The sequence below is a fragment of the Acinetobacter sp. YH12254 genome, assembly GCF_013417415.1.
GTDB classification, from domain to species: domain Bacteria; phylum Pseudomonadota; class Gammaproteobacteria; order Pseudomonadales; family Moraxellaceae; genus Acinetobacter; species Acinetobacter pseudolwoffii.
Map to the genome: position 1 here is coordinate 1 of NZ_VPEB01000008.1, position 16,470 is coordinate 16,470.

Here is a 16,470-nt window from a genome sequence, read left to right on the forward strand (position 1 = left end):
GGACCAGAGTGGACGAACCTCTGGTGTACCGGTTGTGACGCCAGTCGCATCGCCGGGTAGCTATGTTCGGAAGGGATAACCGCTGAAAGCATCTAAGCGGGAAGCCTACCTCAAGATAAGATTTCCCTAGGACTTTATGTCCTCTAAAGAGCCGTTGAAGACTACGACGTTGATAGGTTGGATGTGGAAGCATAGTGATATGTGAAGCTGACCAATACTAATTGCTCGTGAGGCTTGACTATACAACACCCAAACAGTTGTTGTACGAACTGCGTAAGCAGTGAGCTGAAATTGATTTAAAACCAAACAGTCAATACTGACTGATCTTGATTCAGAATACGCTAGAACATATACTTCGACTCAAATAACGTTCTGTTAATAACTCATTTGGTAGAAAGTAAGGCATACACTGAAAAGTGAATATAAGACCTAACGAGTATCCATAAACAGTTGTGCTGGCGACAATAGCAAGAGTGAACCACCTGATCCCTTCCCGAACTCAGAAGTGAAACCTCTTTGCGCTGATGGTAGTGTGGGGTTACCCATGTGAGAGTAAGTCATCGCCAGCTCATTATTCGAAACACCCCCTGCTTATGCAGGGGGTGTTTTTTTGTGCGTGAAGAAAGGCTTAGGTGATCACTCAGATGAAATCTCCACAGAAAAAATGAGCGAAAGGCGTATACTGGATCTATCTAAGGAGCGGATATGTCCTCAAATTCATCTTCTAGCCATATTGAATATGGTACTACCGCATTTAAAGCAGTACTTTTTTCCTTATTTCTTGCCGGCTTTGCCATTTTCTCATCTTTGTATTGCCTACAGCCGATGATGCCCATTTTGGCAGATTATTTTCAGGTCAGTCCGACTCAAAGTAGTTTTCCCTTATCACTTTCTACTCTTGCCTTAGCCATTGGTTTGCTATTTACCGGACTGATTTCAGACCGTTTCGGACGTAAACCGGTGATGGTCTGCTCCCTGGCATTGATTGCAATTTTGTTAATGCTCAGTTCGATACTATCTCTTTGGTCGGTATTCTTATTGATTCGGATCTTGATTGGTCTCTGTGTCAGTGGTGTGGCGGCAGTCGCCATGACTTATATCGGGGAAGAAATTGCCGAAAAAGATATCGGTTTCGCCATGGGCTTATATATTTCTGGCACGGCAATTGGCGGTATGGGAGGGCGTTTGATTGCCGGAGTTCTAGTTGATTTTATCTCCTGGCAATCTGCTACTCTGATAATTGGTATTTTAAATATCTGTATTGCAGGATTATTTTATTATCTATTGCCGGCATCGCAACATTTTAAGGCTTATCCGATCAAGTTTAATCGATTCAAAAACTCATTCAGGCATAATCTGGCCGATCCGAAACTTCGGATTTTATTTCTGCAAGGTTTTATCCTGATGGGCTGTTTTGTTTCGATATTTAATTATCTCAGCTATCGTTTGCTTCAGGCACCTTTTGAATTATCACAGGCCTGGATTGGTTTAATTTCGGTGACATATTTGGCTGGTATTTATAGCTCCCCCCGAGCAGCACATTGGGGTCGGCATTATGGTAAATTCAAGACATTGGTCGTCATGATGCTGATGATGCTCCTTGGATTAACGCTCATGCTGCTCAACCAGCTGGCTCTGGTCTTTATCGGATTACTAATCTTCACTTTTTCATTTTTTGCGGCGCACTCTACTGCAAGTAGCTGGGTGTCGATCCAGTCGCTACAATATCGGGCAGTCGGTTCTTCGCTATATTTATTCTGTTATTACCTCGGTTCTAGTGTGTTGGGCAGTTCGAGTGGACTGGTCTGGGAAAATTATGGTTGGAGTGGATTAACTGCATTTATTACACTACTGTTGCTGAGTGGTCTGGCATTCAGTTTCAAGCTCCGCTCAGATTAGAACATCGTATTTAGATTTTTCTCTATAAAATAAACCCTGTGCATTTATCTTGCGGATCATTTTGCTTTCAATTCTGATGATGACCAGGCCTTGATTCGCTTAGTTCCTGATTTTGTATAAATTATAATCAAGCAAGCTGGGTCTAATTCATGGTAAAATGATCGGCTTTCATCTTTGATCTTATTTTAGATCTCCTATCATCTGCCAGCCGAGAATTGCTAGCCATGTCTACTGCTTATACCATGCAGACTGCGCCAAAAGCGTTGTTTGATTACGACAAATATTGGGCGTCTTGTTTTGACCCTGCGCCTTTTTTGCCGATGTCACGCGAGGAAATGGATCAACTCGGCTGGGACAGCTGTGACTTTATTCTGGTCTGTGGCGATGCCTATATTGATCACCCGTCTTTCTGTTCAGGTATTATTGGCCGGGTATTAGAAGCCCAAGGCTTTCGTGTCGGTATTATTGCACAGCCAGACTGGACCAACGTGGATGCGTTCCGCGTTCTGGGTAAACCGAATATTGCTTGGGGGGTAACGGCAGGGAACATGGATTCCATGATCAACCGTTATACCGCCGACCGTAAAATCCGCTCGGATGATGCCTATTCCCCAGATAATCAGCCAAATAAACGTCCAGACCGTGCAGCAACTGTATATTGTCAGCGTGTCCGTGAAGCATATCCAGATGTGCCTGTATTATTAGGTGGAATTGAAGCTTCTCTGCGTCGTATTGCACATTATGATTACTGGTCAGATAAAGTCCGTCGTTCAGTGTTGATGGACTCAAAAGCCGATCTTTTGATGTACGGCAATGGCGAACGCTCAATTACCGAAATTATGCATCGTCTGGCGCGTGGCGAAAAAATTCACGAGATTACCGATGTTCGCGGTACTGCGTTCATTGTCAATAAACATAACCGTGCATCGAAAGCAAAGTTTGTCGAAATTGCCTCGAATGATGTCGATGCGATTGGCCGTGTCGATCCAATCATTAACCCTTATGTGATGACTGAAGATCTGGAAGGTTGTGAAATTGAAAAAGACAAAGATAGTCTGACTCAATATCAAGGTTTCCAGAAAGAGCCTGTCGCCAATCCGATTGTGCGGGCCGGCGATGAGCTAGATCCTGATACGCAAATCGTGCAATTACAACCCGCTTCAAAAGCAATTAAACATAAATTACCACCGCGTGAACTGGCCGTAATTCGCTTGCCTGCATTTGAAGAAGTGGCTGCAGATCCGGTGCTTTATGCCCATGCCAACCGAATTTTGCATTTAGAAACCAATCCGGGCAATGCCCGTGCCATGGTACAAAAGCATGGTGAACGTGATGTCTGGCTAAATGCGCCACCAATTCCGTTGACCACGGAAGAAATGGACTATGTGTTTGACCTGCCTTATGCACGTTTGCCACATCCTGCTTATGGTGAAGCGCGTTTTCCAGCGTTTGACATGATCAAGTTCTCTGTGAATATCATGCGTGGCTGTTTTGGTGGCTGTACCTTCTGTTCGATTACAGAACATGAGGGTCGTATTATCCAGAACCGTTCTGAAGAGTCGATTCTGCGTGAAGTGGAAAAAATCCGTGATACGGCGCCGGGCTTTACCGGGATTATTTCAGACCTAGGTGGCCCGACAGCCAACATGTACCGTCTGGCCTGTAAAGATCCAGAGATTGAAAAGAACTGCCGTAAACCATCCTGTGTCTTCCCGGGCGTTTGTCAGAACCTGCATACCGATCATGCACCATTGACCCAGTTATACCGTAAAGCACGTTCATTACCGGGTATTAAGAAGATCTTGATTGGTTCTGGTTTACGTTATGACTTAGCGGTTTTAAACCCTGAATATGTCAAAGAATTGGTAACCCATCACGTCGGTGGTTATTTAAAAATTGCACCGGAACATACCGAAAAAGGCCCACTCAATAAAATGATGAAGCCGGGAATCGGAACCTATGATCGTTTCAAACAGATGTTTGAACGTTATAGTAAGGAAGCCGGCAAGGAACAGTATCTGATTCCTTATTTCATCGCAGCGCATCCGGGGACTACCGATTACGACATGATGAATCTTGCGATTTGGTTGAAGAAGAACGGTTTCCGTGCTGACCAAGTACAGACCTTTTATCCATCACCGATGGCAACGGCTACCACCATGTATTACACCGGTAAAAACCCGCTTGCCAAAGTGGCACGTTATACTGAGCAAGTAGATATTGTCAAAGGTGATAAACGTCGTCGTCTGCACAAAGCTTTCTTGCGTTACCATGATTCAAACAACTGGCCGTTGTTGCGTGAAGCTCTGAGAGAAATGGGTCGTCAGGATTTGATTGGTAACTCCAAACAGCATTTGATTCCGACTTATCAGCCTGCTGGCAGTGCAGAAGGTCAATACCAGTCTGCGCGCAAGAAAAACTCGACAGTGGCGGGTGATTCGCAGAAACGTACCGGTGAGCAGGGAAATCGTGGCAAGGCTGCACAAGCTCAGTCCCGTCCTTCAAATACCAAGAAGCGTCCTGAGCGTGGTCAAATCCTGACCCAGCACACAGGCCTACCGCCGCGTGAAACAGGGGATGCCAAAAAACCATTTGGTGGATCAAAGCCGAAAGCAAAGCCTAAATCACGTGCATAATTGAGTTAATAGAAAAGACACTTCGGTGTCTTTTTTTAGCACTTAGGTAAAGTAACGTAGCTTGAAACGAGGACTGAAAAATGTAAAAGGATGTATTATTTACATTAAGTCTGGCTTAAAAGTGATATAAAAATAACACTTTATCGGAATTGTTCTACAGTTGGGCAGATTTGTATTGCGATCAATTCTAGGGATGTTTTAGAGTGCATTATCAGTACCTTAAATCCACTTTCATTGACATAGGGAAAGATGTCATTTTAGGTAACGCAGAATCAGGTTTTGATACCGGTTGTATGGGTATCTAAGCAGATTAGTTGTAAGACCTATTTAAAATAAAGTGTGAGTTTATACTGCACCACAATAAAACAAAAATGATGATAAGAATGCAAGGATTGAGGCATGACCACCTATATTATGATTGGGAGTTTCCTGCTCTTCTGTGTCGTGCTCATGGCATGGAAAACGCTCGGAAATAATTCCAAACCACAAGACAGCGCGTTAAAGCAGCGTGCTATTTTTAACCTGAATGAGCAATTGACCTTCACGCGCTTGAAGGAAGTATTACCTGAATATATTGTTTTGGCCCATGTGTCCTATGACGCCTTAATGACCACCAAATTTAACCGGACGCGACATAAATATCGCAACCTGACTGCAGATTTTGTGATTATGGATCAACAGCATCGGATTATAGCCATTGTGGCTGTGGATGATCCTTTAATCTTGAAGCGTCCACAGCAGACTGGTTTTCAGGATGCCTTGTTGAGTATGGCCGGTTATCGGGTGATTCGCTACGATGATGTGCCGGAATATTACCAGTTGCGGCAAGATTTTCTGCAGGAGCAAGCGCAAATGAAGAAAATGCCCAAATATACGGTCAGCAATGATCTGAAAAAGTATTATTTATATTCAGATTTAGAGCGCAGTAAAATCAAAGCAGTAGGTTAAAATAAAAAAGCATGCCATGAGCATGCTTTTTTATGCATATCGATTTTGCCACATTATTCTGGTTTGACGGCCACGACTGTCATTTCAACCAAAACCCGTGGATCATAAAGTTTTGCCTCGACACAGGTACGAGGTAATGCTTCGATATCAGCCACCCATGCATCCCAGATTTCATTAAATGCCGCATAATCTTTTTCAATGTCTTTTAAATAGATGGTCACCGACATGATGTGACTTTTGTCTGTACCGACATCTGCCAGAAACTGGTCGATAATATCTAAAGTTTGTTGGGTTTGACCTTTGATATCCAGCTCAACATCTGTGGCCAGTTGCCCGGCAAGATGTACCAGATTGCCTGCAATGGCAATTTCTGAAAAGCGTTTCGAGATATGTAAGCGTTCCACTGTCATATTATTCATCCTGCGTTTTGGGCACCAGGGCTGCGACCAGTGCGGTCAGCAAGCAACCCACTGCCAGATAGAGGGCAATATAATGCCATGAACCGTCTGCCCAAATCACCCGTACTGCTGCAATAAATGGGGGTAAAACCACCACCAATAATACTGCCCATCTGATAGCCAACGCCGGCACCGCTGTAGCGATATTCGGTACCGAACAGGGAAGTGAAAATCGGTTGATGAGCCCTGACCACCCTGTCGTATGCAACATTTGCCAGTAAAATTATGTCGACAATGATCATTCAGGTGTTTTGTGCATCGAGTGCCATAAAGAATGAAAAGGCCGAGAGCGCACCAATCAAACTATTCTAGCCACACATTTTTTGATGATGAAATGTATCCACCCGTCAGGCAAAAAACGGAATGCTGAAACAGCGGATTGCACCGACCATCAAGGTGATATTCCAGAAGAACTGTTTGTCCATGCCCAAGTAATTGCTAGAAATTCCCATCAGGACGACGGTTAAGACCTGCATTTTCTTATGGCCAAGCTAGTGACCAACGTGACCAAAGACCATGCCATCTAAGGGCAAAACAGAAAGCCAACACCAAAAGTGGCCAATGCCGCCAGAGTGTCCATATTCTCACCAATGCTGTGGAAACTGATCTTTAAAAATTAAGGTTGTAACAATGCCGTAAAGGAGAAAATCATACCAATCGACAATAGCACCCACAAAACTAGACAGCGCAGCTTTACGCGTATTGTTCTTGAACCACAGAAAGATTTACAGAAGACATGCAGGAAGGAAGTCCATGAGTTACATCAGAGTTGCCCTGTAATATTCGGATTTGATCGTCACGCCAATCACAGGACAGCATGCTGAAAGTAAAGGTGATTTTCAGCATCTCAGCATATACATGGATAATGCATTGCGCAGATAGAGTACTCTAAAAAATCAAAATATAAAAATAAAGTTGCTGTATTTTTAAACTGATGTTCAAAACATGAACAAAAGTCGTTTAGAGCAGTAATAATTGGGTTTCAGTCTCGGGGGCGCTGAGTTGATAGACGCCGACACCGATCAGCCGGAATTGCATCTGCGGCGCGATATGCAGATCATCCAATAGTAAGTCCAAGGCTTGTGCTAATTCTTGCGGACTGCGCAAGAGCTGCTTAAAACTTTTACTGTGTTGCATCACCTGAAAATTCTTGAGCTTTAATTTGACCGTCACGCCGCGAGCCGAAAGTTGTTTTTTTTGCAAGCTTTGCCACAGTTGTGCAACTAAAGCTTCCCAATAAGAATGGCACTGATTTAAATAAAGATCATCATCAAAGGTGGTCTCTTTGGAAATCTGCTGACGTTCCCGTTCTACTTCGACTGGTCGTTCATCAATGCCTTGCGCATATAAAAACAGCCGCCGTCCATATTTACCAAAATGCTGAATCAGAATGGCTTCATCCATCTGTTGTAAGTCACCCAAGGTATCCAGATTCAGGCTTTTCAGTTTTTCCTGCGTGACTTTACCCACCCCGGGAATTTTCTTCAGCGGCAGATTCTGAATAAAACGCTGCACCTGTGAGGGCTTGATCACACAGATGCCATTCGGTTTGTGCCAGTCCGAGGCAATTTTGGCCAGAAATTTATTCGGTGCCACGCCGGCAGAAGCAGTCAGTCCAGTCACTTGAACAATATCCTCCCGAATCCGCACGGCGACCTCGGTAGCACTCGGAATCTGTTGTAAATTTTCTGTGACATCCAGAAAGGCTTCATCTAGCGATAAAGGCTCAATCAGGGCGGTATATTGCTGGAAAATTTGATGGATCTGTGCAGAAACTTGACGGTATTTGGCAAAGTCCGGCTCAATTACGATGACCTGCGGACAGAGCTTGCGCGCCTGTCCCATCGACATGGCAGAACGTAGACCATATTCGCGTGCCGGATAGGAGGCAGCCGCAACCACCGCCCGGGGATGATGCGAGGCAATCACCACAGGCAGGTGTCTGAGTTCTGGACGTTCACGCAGCTCGACCGAGGCATAAAACGCATCCATATCGATATGAATAATTTTGCGCATAGCCGCTATCTTAAGGGGCTTTAATCTGCTTGGGAAGAGACCGTTTCGCGGAGTAAGTAAGGCTGTGGGCCGCTGAGCAGGATGACTTTAGTGCCTTGTGCCTCGGCGGCCTGAATCAGCAGATTTAAACTTTTTGGCGTGTCATCTGCAAGGCGGGGTAAAAATTGTAGCGGCTGGCTTAAAGGCTGGAAAAAATCATCCCAATGTATCGGGATGACCACTTTGGGTTTGAGCGTTTGCAGGGTTTCAGCCAGATAGTGCTGCTGATAGTCATTGGATTGTCTGGAGAGCTGGGCAATACCCAAAAATAACGTATCGACCTGCAGGTTTTTAAATTGATCCGGGATAAATCCGGTACTGGCCTTGACCAGAATCTTGTGTCCTGAATGCTCAATCAGGTAATCAAAACTGCCGCCTTCCTTAAATTCGGAAAATTTGGCCGGCAGGGCTAAAGGTTGGAATAACTCTTCGCCTAGGTCATCATTTACCGCTGTGGCTGGCGTATGTTGTGAAGGAATTGCGGTTACTTGAAATTTGTTGACGTGCTGTATTTGCTCAGGCGTGACGGAGTGTAACTGCTGCGGACTTACTTTGGGATTTGCCCGGGCGATATTCAGGCTAGTGGGTGAACCGATGACAGCGGTTTCAGGAAGCATTTCCAGTAAAGCCGGTAGATCCAGAACATGATCATAATGCGAGTGACTGACCAGAATGGCTTTGGCCCGGTGCAGTTCATGCTCTTGAATTAGCTGCCTTAATAGCACGCTATCACTCTGAATTGGACCGCTAAGCACTTGCGACAACGACGGCCGGCTAAAGAAACCATCTATCAGGATCTGATCCTGACCATCATCCAGCAACAGGGTGGAAACACCGAAAAATTTAACGTTTAGTCCAGAACGAGAGGAACTGCTTTGCGGCTGCCAGTTCTGAAAGTCACTGAGCTTGCCTGAAGGTTGCAGTAGATAAGCCAGCGCACCCACGCTGAGCAGCAGAACAATCACCAGACCGAGTAAAATACCTTTAATCCATTTCAAGATTTTTATTTCCTTATTTTTCTACTTTTATAAAGCGCTTGTTTTCAATCGATCGATTTTATTTGGCCTGATGAGTAGATGATGGTACTGCAATTGCATTCATTCTCAGAAAATCCAGCCACTGCTGTTCTGAGCCATAGAACACATTCAGATCCACAGTTGTATTAATGCCGGGAATTTTACCCTGATTGCTATGTTGCCAGAAGGTCCATTTGGGCTGATTGTTTAAATCGGGCAGGCCCTTATACTCGCGTACCCAGAGTGGCACTTCTGGAAAATATCCTGCCAATACAATATTATAAAATGCTTTAGAAATATAGAAAATTGGCTGTTTGCCATAATGCTTTTGCAGGGCATCGTGCATGATCTGGATTTCGTTTAGAAGCTGCTCTTTGGAATAGGTATTGATGCAATTGCTGTCATATTCCAGATCAATCACCGGCGGTAAAGCATTGGCTTGCTTGGGGACGGAGTCGATAAAGTTCTGTGCCTGAATGCTGCCATCGCGACAAAGCCGATAGAAATGATAGGCACCAACCAGAAAGCCGCGTTCCCGGGCCTTGAGCCAGTTCTCTTGAAAACGCGTATCTTTAAAGTCACCACCTTCTGTGGCTTTCAGATAGACAAAACGGTATTTTTCCGGCGAAATCTGCTGCCATTGAATTTCTTTTTGATGATGTGATACATCGAAACCCTGGATCGGATAATCTGCTGCATGCGCAGAAGGGGCTTTCATCAGGCAAAGATAAATCATGGCGATAATCATCACGGCGATCAGAATGCCAAGCCCGATGAAAAGCGGCTGTTTGAATCTGTTCAGAGCCAGATTTTTTTGCATTTTCAGTTCTTACCTGTATCTAAACCTGAGCTTAAAAGGCTGCATTCGCCTGGCGTTAATATATCGTATTAAACAGGGGTGTTTTTAGGAATATGCCAGAAAGTATAAGCCGCAATAATATTGATACAGCCCAAACAGATCAGTGACACATGAAAAGCAGCCACCAGATTGTCAGCGCCGTAATAGGCACTCAGCATGTTGACCAGGGTGCCTGCCAGCGCCACCCCGATACTCATTGACAGCATCATGATCATCGACAGGAAACTGTTGCCGCTACTGGCATCCTGCTGGCTTAAGTCCTTTAAAGTCAGGGTGTTCATCGATACAAATTGTAGGGAATTTAAAATGCCGAAGATAAAGAAATGAATTGCACGCAGCCAGATCGGGGTGTCCGCCGTGGTCAGGGCAAAACTGGCAATACATAAACCCACCAATAAGGTATTGACCAGCAAAACCCGACGATAACCAAAACGCTGAATGATTTTTCGGATAATCGGTTTAGACGCCAGAGAGCCGAGTACGGTTGGAATCATCAATAGACCGGTAATAAAGGGCTCAAAACCAAAGGCGACTTGCAACATAAGGGGGAGTAAAAACGGAATCGAATTACCGCCAAGACGGGCAAAAAAATTCCCCAGAATGCCAATCGCATAAATTTTATTTTTAAAGAGCCGACTGCGGAACAGGGCATTGCTATGCGTATGCGAATGATAGGCATACATCAAGGCCGCCAAGATTCCGGCCAGAATCATACTCAGACTCCACCACAGCGAATTTTGTGGACTGGCAAAATTTTCAATTCCCAGACAGAGTCCCACCATGGCCACAACCAGCAAGACAAAGCCCCAATAATCAAAGCGAGCGACCAGCGGTTCAATGACATTCGGCATGGCCTTAAAAGTAATCAGCGCTCCCAGTAAGCCAATCGGCAGATTGATCAGGAAAATCCATTGCCAAGACAGATATTCCACCATCCAGCCCCCAAGAGTTGGACCAATCAGGGGGCCAATCAGGCCGGCCAGACTCATTAGGCTCATGGCGGCCAGAAACTGGGTACGGGGAATGATCTTGAGCATGGCCAAACGGCCGACGGGGAGCAGTAAGGCGCCACCCATTCCTTGCAAGATCCGATAAGCCAGTAATTCATTCAGACTATCTGACCAGGCACAGCCCAAAGAGGCCAAAGAGAAAATAATAATTGCAGCAAAATAGATATTTCTGACGCCGAAACGGTCTGCCAGCCAGCCACTCAAGGGAATACAGGCTGCCACAGACAAGACATAAGCCACCACAACACTGTGCATGCGTAAAGGATCGGCCTGTAGGTTATGTGCAATCGCGGGCAGAGCTGTATTAATAATGGTGGTATCCAGCCCCTGCATAAAAAATCCGATCGATACCAACAAGACCAGCAGTCTGAATTCGGGATCTAAGGCTTGATGCATAGGCGTGGCATTCATAATTCTGGAAAACTGAAAATTTTGAATAGTTTAAAGGAAGAGTAAGGCACAGGTGTAGTGAATACGTGTGAACTTTTTTGCAAGATATAAATCAGTTATAAGTGTAAAACTCATAACAAAGTGAGTATTTATCAGATCGGTGCTCCATAGCTGTAAAGAGCGATAAAAATAAAATTAAAGCAGTACTTTTTTGTTTATAAACAGCTTTCTCTGTCAATTTCATCTTCATCAAATGAAAATATGACAAAATTGTCATGAAAATGAAATAAAACCGTCATAATCTTGGGCCAACTTTTCAGCAATGCTGAAATCTCCTCGCGTATAGGTTTGTTTTTATGACAATCGAGATTTTGATGGTGATCGGCTTCTGTTTAGCCGCTTATTCTATTGTCGGAAATGATGTACCTCAAACCTTAGGGACATTTATTTCCTCGAATTCACATCGTCCATGGTGGGTGTTGTGGATTTATATCAGCTCAATTTTAATTGTCGTATTGGTCTATGGTTGGTATGCATCCGGGGTGGGTGATGCCTCATACGGTCGTTTAGAAACGATTCCTTTCCCTGAAGGTGGCATTACCTGGCTGTACATTGTGCCGCCAATTCTCCTGTTACTACTGACCAGATACGGGATTCCAGTCAGTACCACCTTCCTGGTGCTTACGATTTTCTCTCCTGCCAGCCTGGGCTCGATGATGGTCAAATCGATGATGGGCTATGCCGTCGCCTTTATCGTGGCGATTGTTATCTATCGTTTTGTGGTCAAGCAGCTGGCACGCCATTTTGCCAAGACACGTCATCAGGAGCACTCCAAGGTCTGGATGGGCTTGCAGTGGGTCTCTACCGGTTTCCTGTGGAGTCAATGGCTGATTCAGGATCTGGCTAACATCTTCGTGTATGTGCCACGTCAGGTGCCGTTTGAATTCCTGATGTTTGCGATTACGGTATTCGTGGTCTTGCTGGGTGTGATTCTGTATCAACGTGGCGGGGCGATCCAGAACATTGTCGACACCAAAACCGGTGTCACCGACATTCGTGCTGCAACGATTATTGACTTCATGTATGCCATTATCCTGTTAGTTTTTAAAGAGTGGAGCAACATTCCAATGAGTACCACCTGGGTATTCCTGGGATTACTCGCAGGTCGTGAATTTGCCATGTCGATGATTCTGGATGAAGTCAACAAACATCGTACTTCACGTAATGTCAGTGCAGATGCCATGAAACTGATGTTCGGTCTGGCTATGTCTGTCATTCTGGCAACAACTTTGCCGATGTTTTACGAGTTCGTGACGAATTATGGTCAATAAGTCCTGATATTAAAAATCCAATAAAAAAGCGAGCCAGGTGCTCGCTTTTTTATTAATTGGAACGGTTTAAACCACAAATCTTTGCGGATGGCCTAAATTGGTTAAAGTTGTATAAATTTCTTCTTCGTGTTCGCAAATGATCAGTTTGGCGCGATGCTGGGGAGGCAAAAAACCATCTTCGACTGCACGGTCCAGCTGCATAATCAAGGCATCATAGAAACCGTTAACGTTATACAGCATCATCGGTTTCTGGTGCTGGTTCAGCTGACCCCAGGTGGCAATTTCCAGGATTTCCTCAAAGGTTCCCAGTCCGCCTGGCAAGGCCACAAAGGCACAGGCACGATCTGCCATCATGGCCTTACGTTGGTGCATGCTGGTGACAACATGTAATTCGGTAAGCTGGTTATGGGCAATTTCATAATCCAGCATAAATTCGGGAATCACCCCGACTGCTTCACCACCATGCTGAATCATGGCATCCGCGACCTGTCCCATCAGGCCAATACTGGCGCCACCATAGACCAGCCCGAAGCCATGTTCTGCCAGTCCTTGCGAGAGATGAATGGCTTTTTCTAAATAAACCGGTTTGTTGCCTGCACGTGAACCACAATAGAGTGCCACTAGAGGGCGAGTTGTTTTTGGGGAGTTGTCTTTAAAATAATCTGTCATTTGAATTACGCTTTGCATTTATTTTCTTCACCTTATCATTTTTCTTTCTGGTGACTCTAGCTTAATTAATAAATATGACAATTCTGTGTGCGGCTACATTTTCACTGCAATAGGGCTCAGCAAAATTCATCGATAAACAGCCATGAAAACAGGTGAATTTCAAATTGATCTTGATATACTGAAAATTGGTTTCACAACAATAGAACGAAAATGGGTAGTGGTCGTTGGCCGTGTAACGCTATAAATCGCCGTCAAGTAATTGGTATTGTTCAATATCAAAAATATTATGCTGTTTCATTACAGTCTCGGTTCATTCAATGCTGCAGTCCTGAGCTTCAGGAGCCAAGCGTATGATCTTTGAATGGATGTCGGACCCTTCAGCCTGGGTCGGTTTACTCACGTTAATTGTTCTTGAGATTGTACTCGGGATCGACAATCTGGTTTTTATTGCCATTTTGGCGGAGAAACTGCCACCAGAACAACGTAATGCCGCGCGGATTGTGGGCTTAATGCTGGCCCTGGTGATGCGTTTGATCTTGCTGGCTTCGATTGCCTGGGTGGTCACTCTTACTGATCCACTGTTCCATATATTTGATCATGCTTTCTCGGGTCGAGATCTGATTCTATTGTTTGGTGGGGTGTTCCTGCTGTTTAAAGGCACCATGGAACTGCATGAGCGTCTGGAAGCCAAACCGGTCATTAAAGAAGAAAATCCGGTCCATGCAGTATTCTGGATGGTGATTGTCCAGATCGTGGTGCTGGATGCCGTATTCTCATTGGACAGCGTAATTACTGCAGTAGGTATGGTCAAAGACCTGTCAGTGATGATGATTGCCGTGATTATTGCCATCGGGATTATGCTCTGGGCATCCAAAGCCCTGATGGATTTTGTCAACAGACATCCGACCGTGGTGATTCTGTGTCTGGGCTTCCTGATGATGATCGGTTTCTCGCTGGTGGTGGAAGGCTTCGGTTTCCATATTCCGAAAGGTTATCTGTATGCTGCAATTGGCTTCTCGGTGATTGTCGAATTTATTAACCAGACCATGAAACGCAATCAGGAAAAAATGGTGACCACCACGGATATGCGCTACCGTACTGCCTCTGCCGTGATGCGTATGCTGGGTGGTAAACCTGCTCAGGACAATGATTCGTCTGAACCGGAAGATGTTCTGGCAACCCGTGCCTTTGCCGATGAAGTCTTTAATGATGACAATGGCATCTATCATAGTGTCATGGTGCAGGGAGTTTTGGGTCTGTCTGAACGTCCGGTAAAATCGGTGATGACGCCGCGTCCTGAACTGGAATGGATCGATCTGGACAATGCTGCCGACAGCATCAAAGCACAATTGTTGCAGATGAGCCATTCGCGTTTGATCATCGCTCGCGGCGAACTGGACAATATTGCCGGTGTGGTGCTGACCCATAAAGTCCTGAATGAATATATCGAAACTGGGGTGCTGGACTTTGAAAAGCATTTACGTGAGCCAGTCATCGTACATGAAAATGCTCAGGTACTGATGGTGATGGATCAATTGCGTCAAGCGCCCTTACAGATGGCAATTGTGCTGAATGAATATGGCTCAATTGAAGGGATTGCCACCCCAATTGATATCCTTGAAGCGATTGCCGGTGAATTTCCAGATGAAGATGAGCTGCAAGTGGCAGCAGAAAGTCTGGATGATGGCAGCCTGATTCTGGATGGTTCCACCGATATTCGTCACGTTTCCTTGCTGCTGGATCGTGATCTGGTCAATGAAACTGAAGAATATTCGACCCTGTCTGGCTATGTGTTATTCCATATGGCACGTTTACCGCACAGCGGTGAAAAGTTTGAAGCAGATGGGCATATCTTTGAGGTGGTGACCATGGACGGTCATAAGATTGATAAAGTGCATATCATTCCGCAGCTTCCTGCGCAAGACTAAACTATAGTCAGCGTTGGGTTGGTAAAGTTTGCTAAAATAGCCCGCATTGTCGGGCTATTTTTATGGAACTGAAATGTCAGAAGCATGTCCATGCGGACAAGGTGAATATCATAGCTGTTGTCAGCCCTTACATACTGGACAACAGGTTGCAGAGACTGCACAGCAACTCATGCGTTCCCGTTATAGTGCCTTTGCCAAGCATGAAATCGATTACATCAAAACCACGACTGCGCTGGGTCAGCAGCAGGCACTGGATTTGCAAGCCATTAGTGATTGGAGTAAAGCCAATCAGTGGTTAAAGCTTGAGATTGTTCAAGCCAATGAAAAATTAGATAAAAATCACGCCTTAGTCGAGTTTAAGGCGCATTTTCATGATGGCAAGCAGGCACAAGTGCATCATGAAGCTTCGCATTTTGTAAAATTTGAAGGCCACTGGTATTTTCTGGACCCGACCACGGAGCAGAAACTCAGCATGAAACAGGTTTGTATTTGTGGCTCGGGGAAAAAATTTAAGCAATGTTGTGCGGGATTTTTATAACTTTCACATAGATTTAGCTTAGAATAAGCGCCATCTCAAAGCCTCAGGTGGAAGCAGGGCGATGTTACTGACCGTCATCTATATTATTGCAATTACCGCTGAAGCGATGACCGGGGCACTGTCCGCTGGCCGGCGCAGCATGGACTGGTTTGGTGTCATGATCATTGCCTGTGTTACGGCACTGGGTGGTGGGTCGGTCCGTGATGTTCTGCTTGGACATTATCCTTTAACCTGGGTCAAACACCCCGAATATCTGGTGCTGACCTGTTGCGCTGCTTTCGTCACCATCCTGATTGCAAAATGGATGCGCCAGTTACGTAATGTCTTCCTGGTACTGGATGCCTTGGGTCTGATTGGTTTTACCATTATTGGCTGCCAGATTGCTCTGGAAATGGGACATGGTTTTGTGGTGAGTGCCGTTGCAGGTGTCTTGACCGGTGTATCCGGCGGGATCTTGCGTGACATCCTATGTAATGATGTACCTTTGGTTTTCCGTCGTGAACTGTATGCCAGTATTGCTTTTGTTTCAGTGATCTTTTACTGGCTCTGTAGCCATTACGGCTTGTCGCAGGACCTGACCATTCTTTCCACCCTGATTTTCGGCTTTAGCTTGCGTTTGATCGCCATCTATTTTGGACTGGAAATGCCAAAATTCATTTATAAAGAAGATGATGAACATTCGGCATCTTCCAAAGACGAATCCTGATTTGTAATCGTCATGAATGCGGCTATA

General features: G+C 45.1%; 13 protein-coding genes, 2 rRNA genes and 1 pseudogene. 9 read left to right on the top strand and 7 right to left on the bottom strand.

Going from position 1 to position 16,470, the window contains the following annotated elements; all coding sequences use genetic code 11:
• From FTV29_RS07560 to FTV29_RS07580, 5 genes are all read left to right on the top strand, one after another.
• A 23S ribosomal RNA gene (locus FTV29_RS07560) occupies nucleotides 1-242 on the top strand; the annotation flags it as partial.
• 212 nt (nucleotides 243-454) lie between these two features.
• Nucleotides 455-569, top strand: a 5S ribosomal RNA gene (gene rrf, locus FTV29_RS07565).
• Between the two features lie 136 nt (nucleotides 570-705).
• Nucleotides 706-1,899 carry an MFS transporter gene (locus tag FTV29_RS07570; protein WP_005094523.1) on the top strand — a complete coding sequence of 398 codons (1,194 nt, stop codon included), beginning with the start codon at nucleotides 706-708 and terminating at the stop codon, nucleotides 1,897-1,899.
• A gap of 224 nt (nucleotides 1,900-2,123) precedes the next feature.
• The gene (locus FTV29_RS07575; protein WP_005169087.1) at nucleotides 2,124-4,535 is read left to right on the top strand and encodes a YgiQ family radical SAM protein; all 2,412 of its coding nucleotides are present in this window, start codon (nucleotides 2,124-2,126) and stop codon (nucleotides 4,533-4,535) included.
• 399 nt (nucleotides 4,536-4,934) lie between these two features.
• Nucleotides 4,935-5,483: a DUF2726 domain-containing protein gene (locus tag FTV29_RS07580; protein WP_159138516.1), complete on the top strand. Its 549-nt coding sequence runs from the start codon at nucleotides 4,935-4,937 to the stop codon at nucleotides 5,481-5,483.
• A 53-nt stretch (nucleotides 5,484-5,536) separates the two neighbouring features.
• Here FTV29_RS07580 and FTV29_RS07585 read toward each other — a convergent pair whose 3' ends face one another.
• The 6 genes and pseudogenes from FTV29_RS07585 to mdtD all read right to left on the bottom strand — a co-directional run bounded on the left by FTV29_RS07585 (nucleotide 5,537) and on the right by mdtD (nucleotide 11,292).
• A complete protein-coding gene (locus FTV29_RS07585; RefSeq protein ID WP_005169082.1) occupies nucleotides 5,537-5,893 on the bottom strand; it encodes a RidA family protein in 357 nt (118 codons plus the stop codon).
• A 1-nt stretch (nucleotide 5,894) separates the two neighbouring features.
• Nucleotides 5,895-6,679 (bottom strand): annotated as a pseudogene (locus FTV29_RS07590) (hypothetical protein).
• A gap of 222 nt (nucleotides 6,680-6,901) precedes the next feature.
• The gene (dinB, locus tag FTV29_RS07595) at nucleotides 6,902-7,957 is read right to left on the bottom strand and encodes a DNA polymerase IV (RefSeq protein WP_074383683.1); all 1,056 of its coding nucleotides are present in this window, start codon (nucleotides 7,955-7,957) and stop codon (nucleotides 6,902-6,904) included.
• Nucleotides 7,958-7,977: 20 nt separating this feature from the next.
• Complete coding sequence (locus FTV29_RS07600) at nucleotides 7,978-8,994, bottom strand: MBL fold metallo-hydrolase (RefSeq protein ID WP_159138517.1); 1,017 nt, start codon at nucleotides 8,992-8,994, stop codon at nucleotides 7,978-7,980.
• A 58-nt stretch (nucleotides 8,995-9,052) separates the two neighbouring features.
• Nucleotides 9,053-9,832 (bottom strand): GH25 family lysozyme, encoded by a 780-nt coding sequence (locus FTV29_RS07605; protein ID WP_159138518.1) that lies wholly within the window; start codon nucleotides 9,830-9,832, stop codon nucleotides 9,053-9,055.
• A 68-nt stretch (nucleotides 9,833-9,900) separates the two neighbouring features.
• Nucleotides 9,901-11,292, bottom strand: coding sequence for a multidrug transporter subunit MdtD (gene mdtD / locus FTV29_RS07610; RefSeq protein WP_180075288.1), 1,392 nt, complete (start codon nucleotides 11,290-11,292; stop codon nucleotides 9,901-9,903).
• A gap of 335 nt (nucleotides 11,293-11,627) precedes the next feature.
• On the opposite strand from mdtD, the gene FTV29_RS07615 reads away from it, so the two are divergent.
• On the top strand, nucleotides 11,628-12,602 hold the full coding sequence (locus FTV29_RS07615) for a hypothetical protein (protein ID WP_086044352.1): 975 nt from the start codon (nucleotides 11,628-11,630) through the stop codon (nucleotides 12,600-12,602).
• 66 nt (nucleotides 12,603-12,668) lie between these two features.
• On the opposite strand, the gene FTV29_RS07620 is transcribed toward FTV29_RS07615, so the two are convergent.
• Nucleotides 12,669-13,289, bottom strand: coding sequence for a TIGR00730 family Rossman fold protein (locus FTV29_RS07620; RefSeq protein WP_159138519.1), 621 nt, complete (start codon nucleotides 13,287-13,289; stop codon nucleotides 12,669-12,671).
• 332 nt (nucleotides 13,290-13,621) lie between these two features.
• On the opposite strand from FTV29_RS07620, the gene FTV29_RS07625 reads away from it, so the two are divergent.
• From FTV29_RS07625 to FTV29_RS07635, 3 genes are all read left to right on the top strand, one after another.
• The gene (locus tag FTV29_RS07625; RefSeq protein ID WP_159138520.1) at nucleotides 13,622-15,199 is read left to right on the top strand and encodes a TerC family protein; all 1,578 of its coding nucleotides are present in this window, start codon (nucleotides 13,622-13,624) and stop codon (nucleotides 15,197-15,199) included.
• Nucleotides 15,200-15,272: 73 nt separating this feature from the next.
• A complete protein-coding gene (locus FTV29_RS07630) occupies nucleotides 15,273-15,737 on the top strand; it encodes a YchJ family protein (RefSeq protein ID WP_005094506.1) in 465 nt (154 codons plus the stop codon).
• A gap of 61 nt (nucleotides 15,738-15,798) precedes the next feature.
• Nucleotides 15,799-16,443, top strand: a complete 645-nt coding sequence (locus FTV29_RS07635; protein WP_005108433.1) for a trimeric intracellular cation channel family protein — start codon at nucleotides 15,799-15,801, stop codon at nucleotides 16,441-16,443.
• Nucleotides 16,444-16,470: the final 27 nt, after the last annotated feature.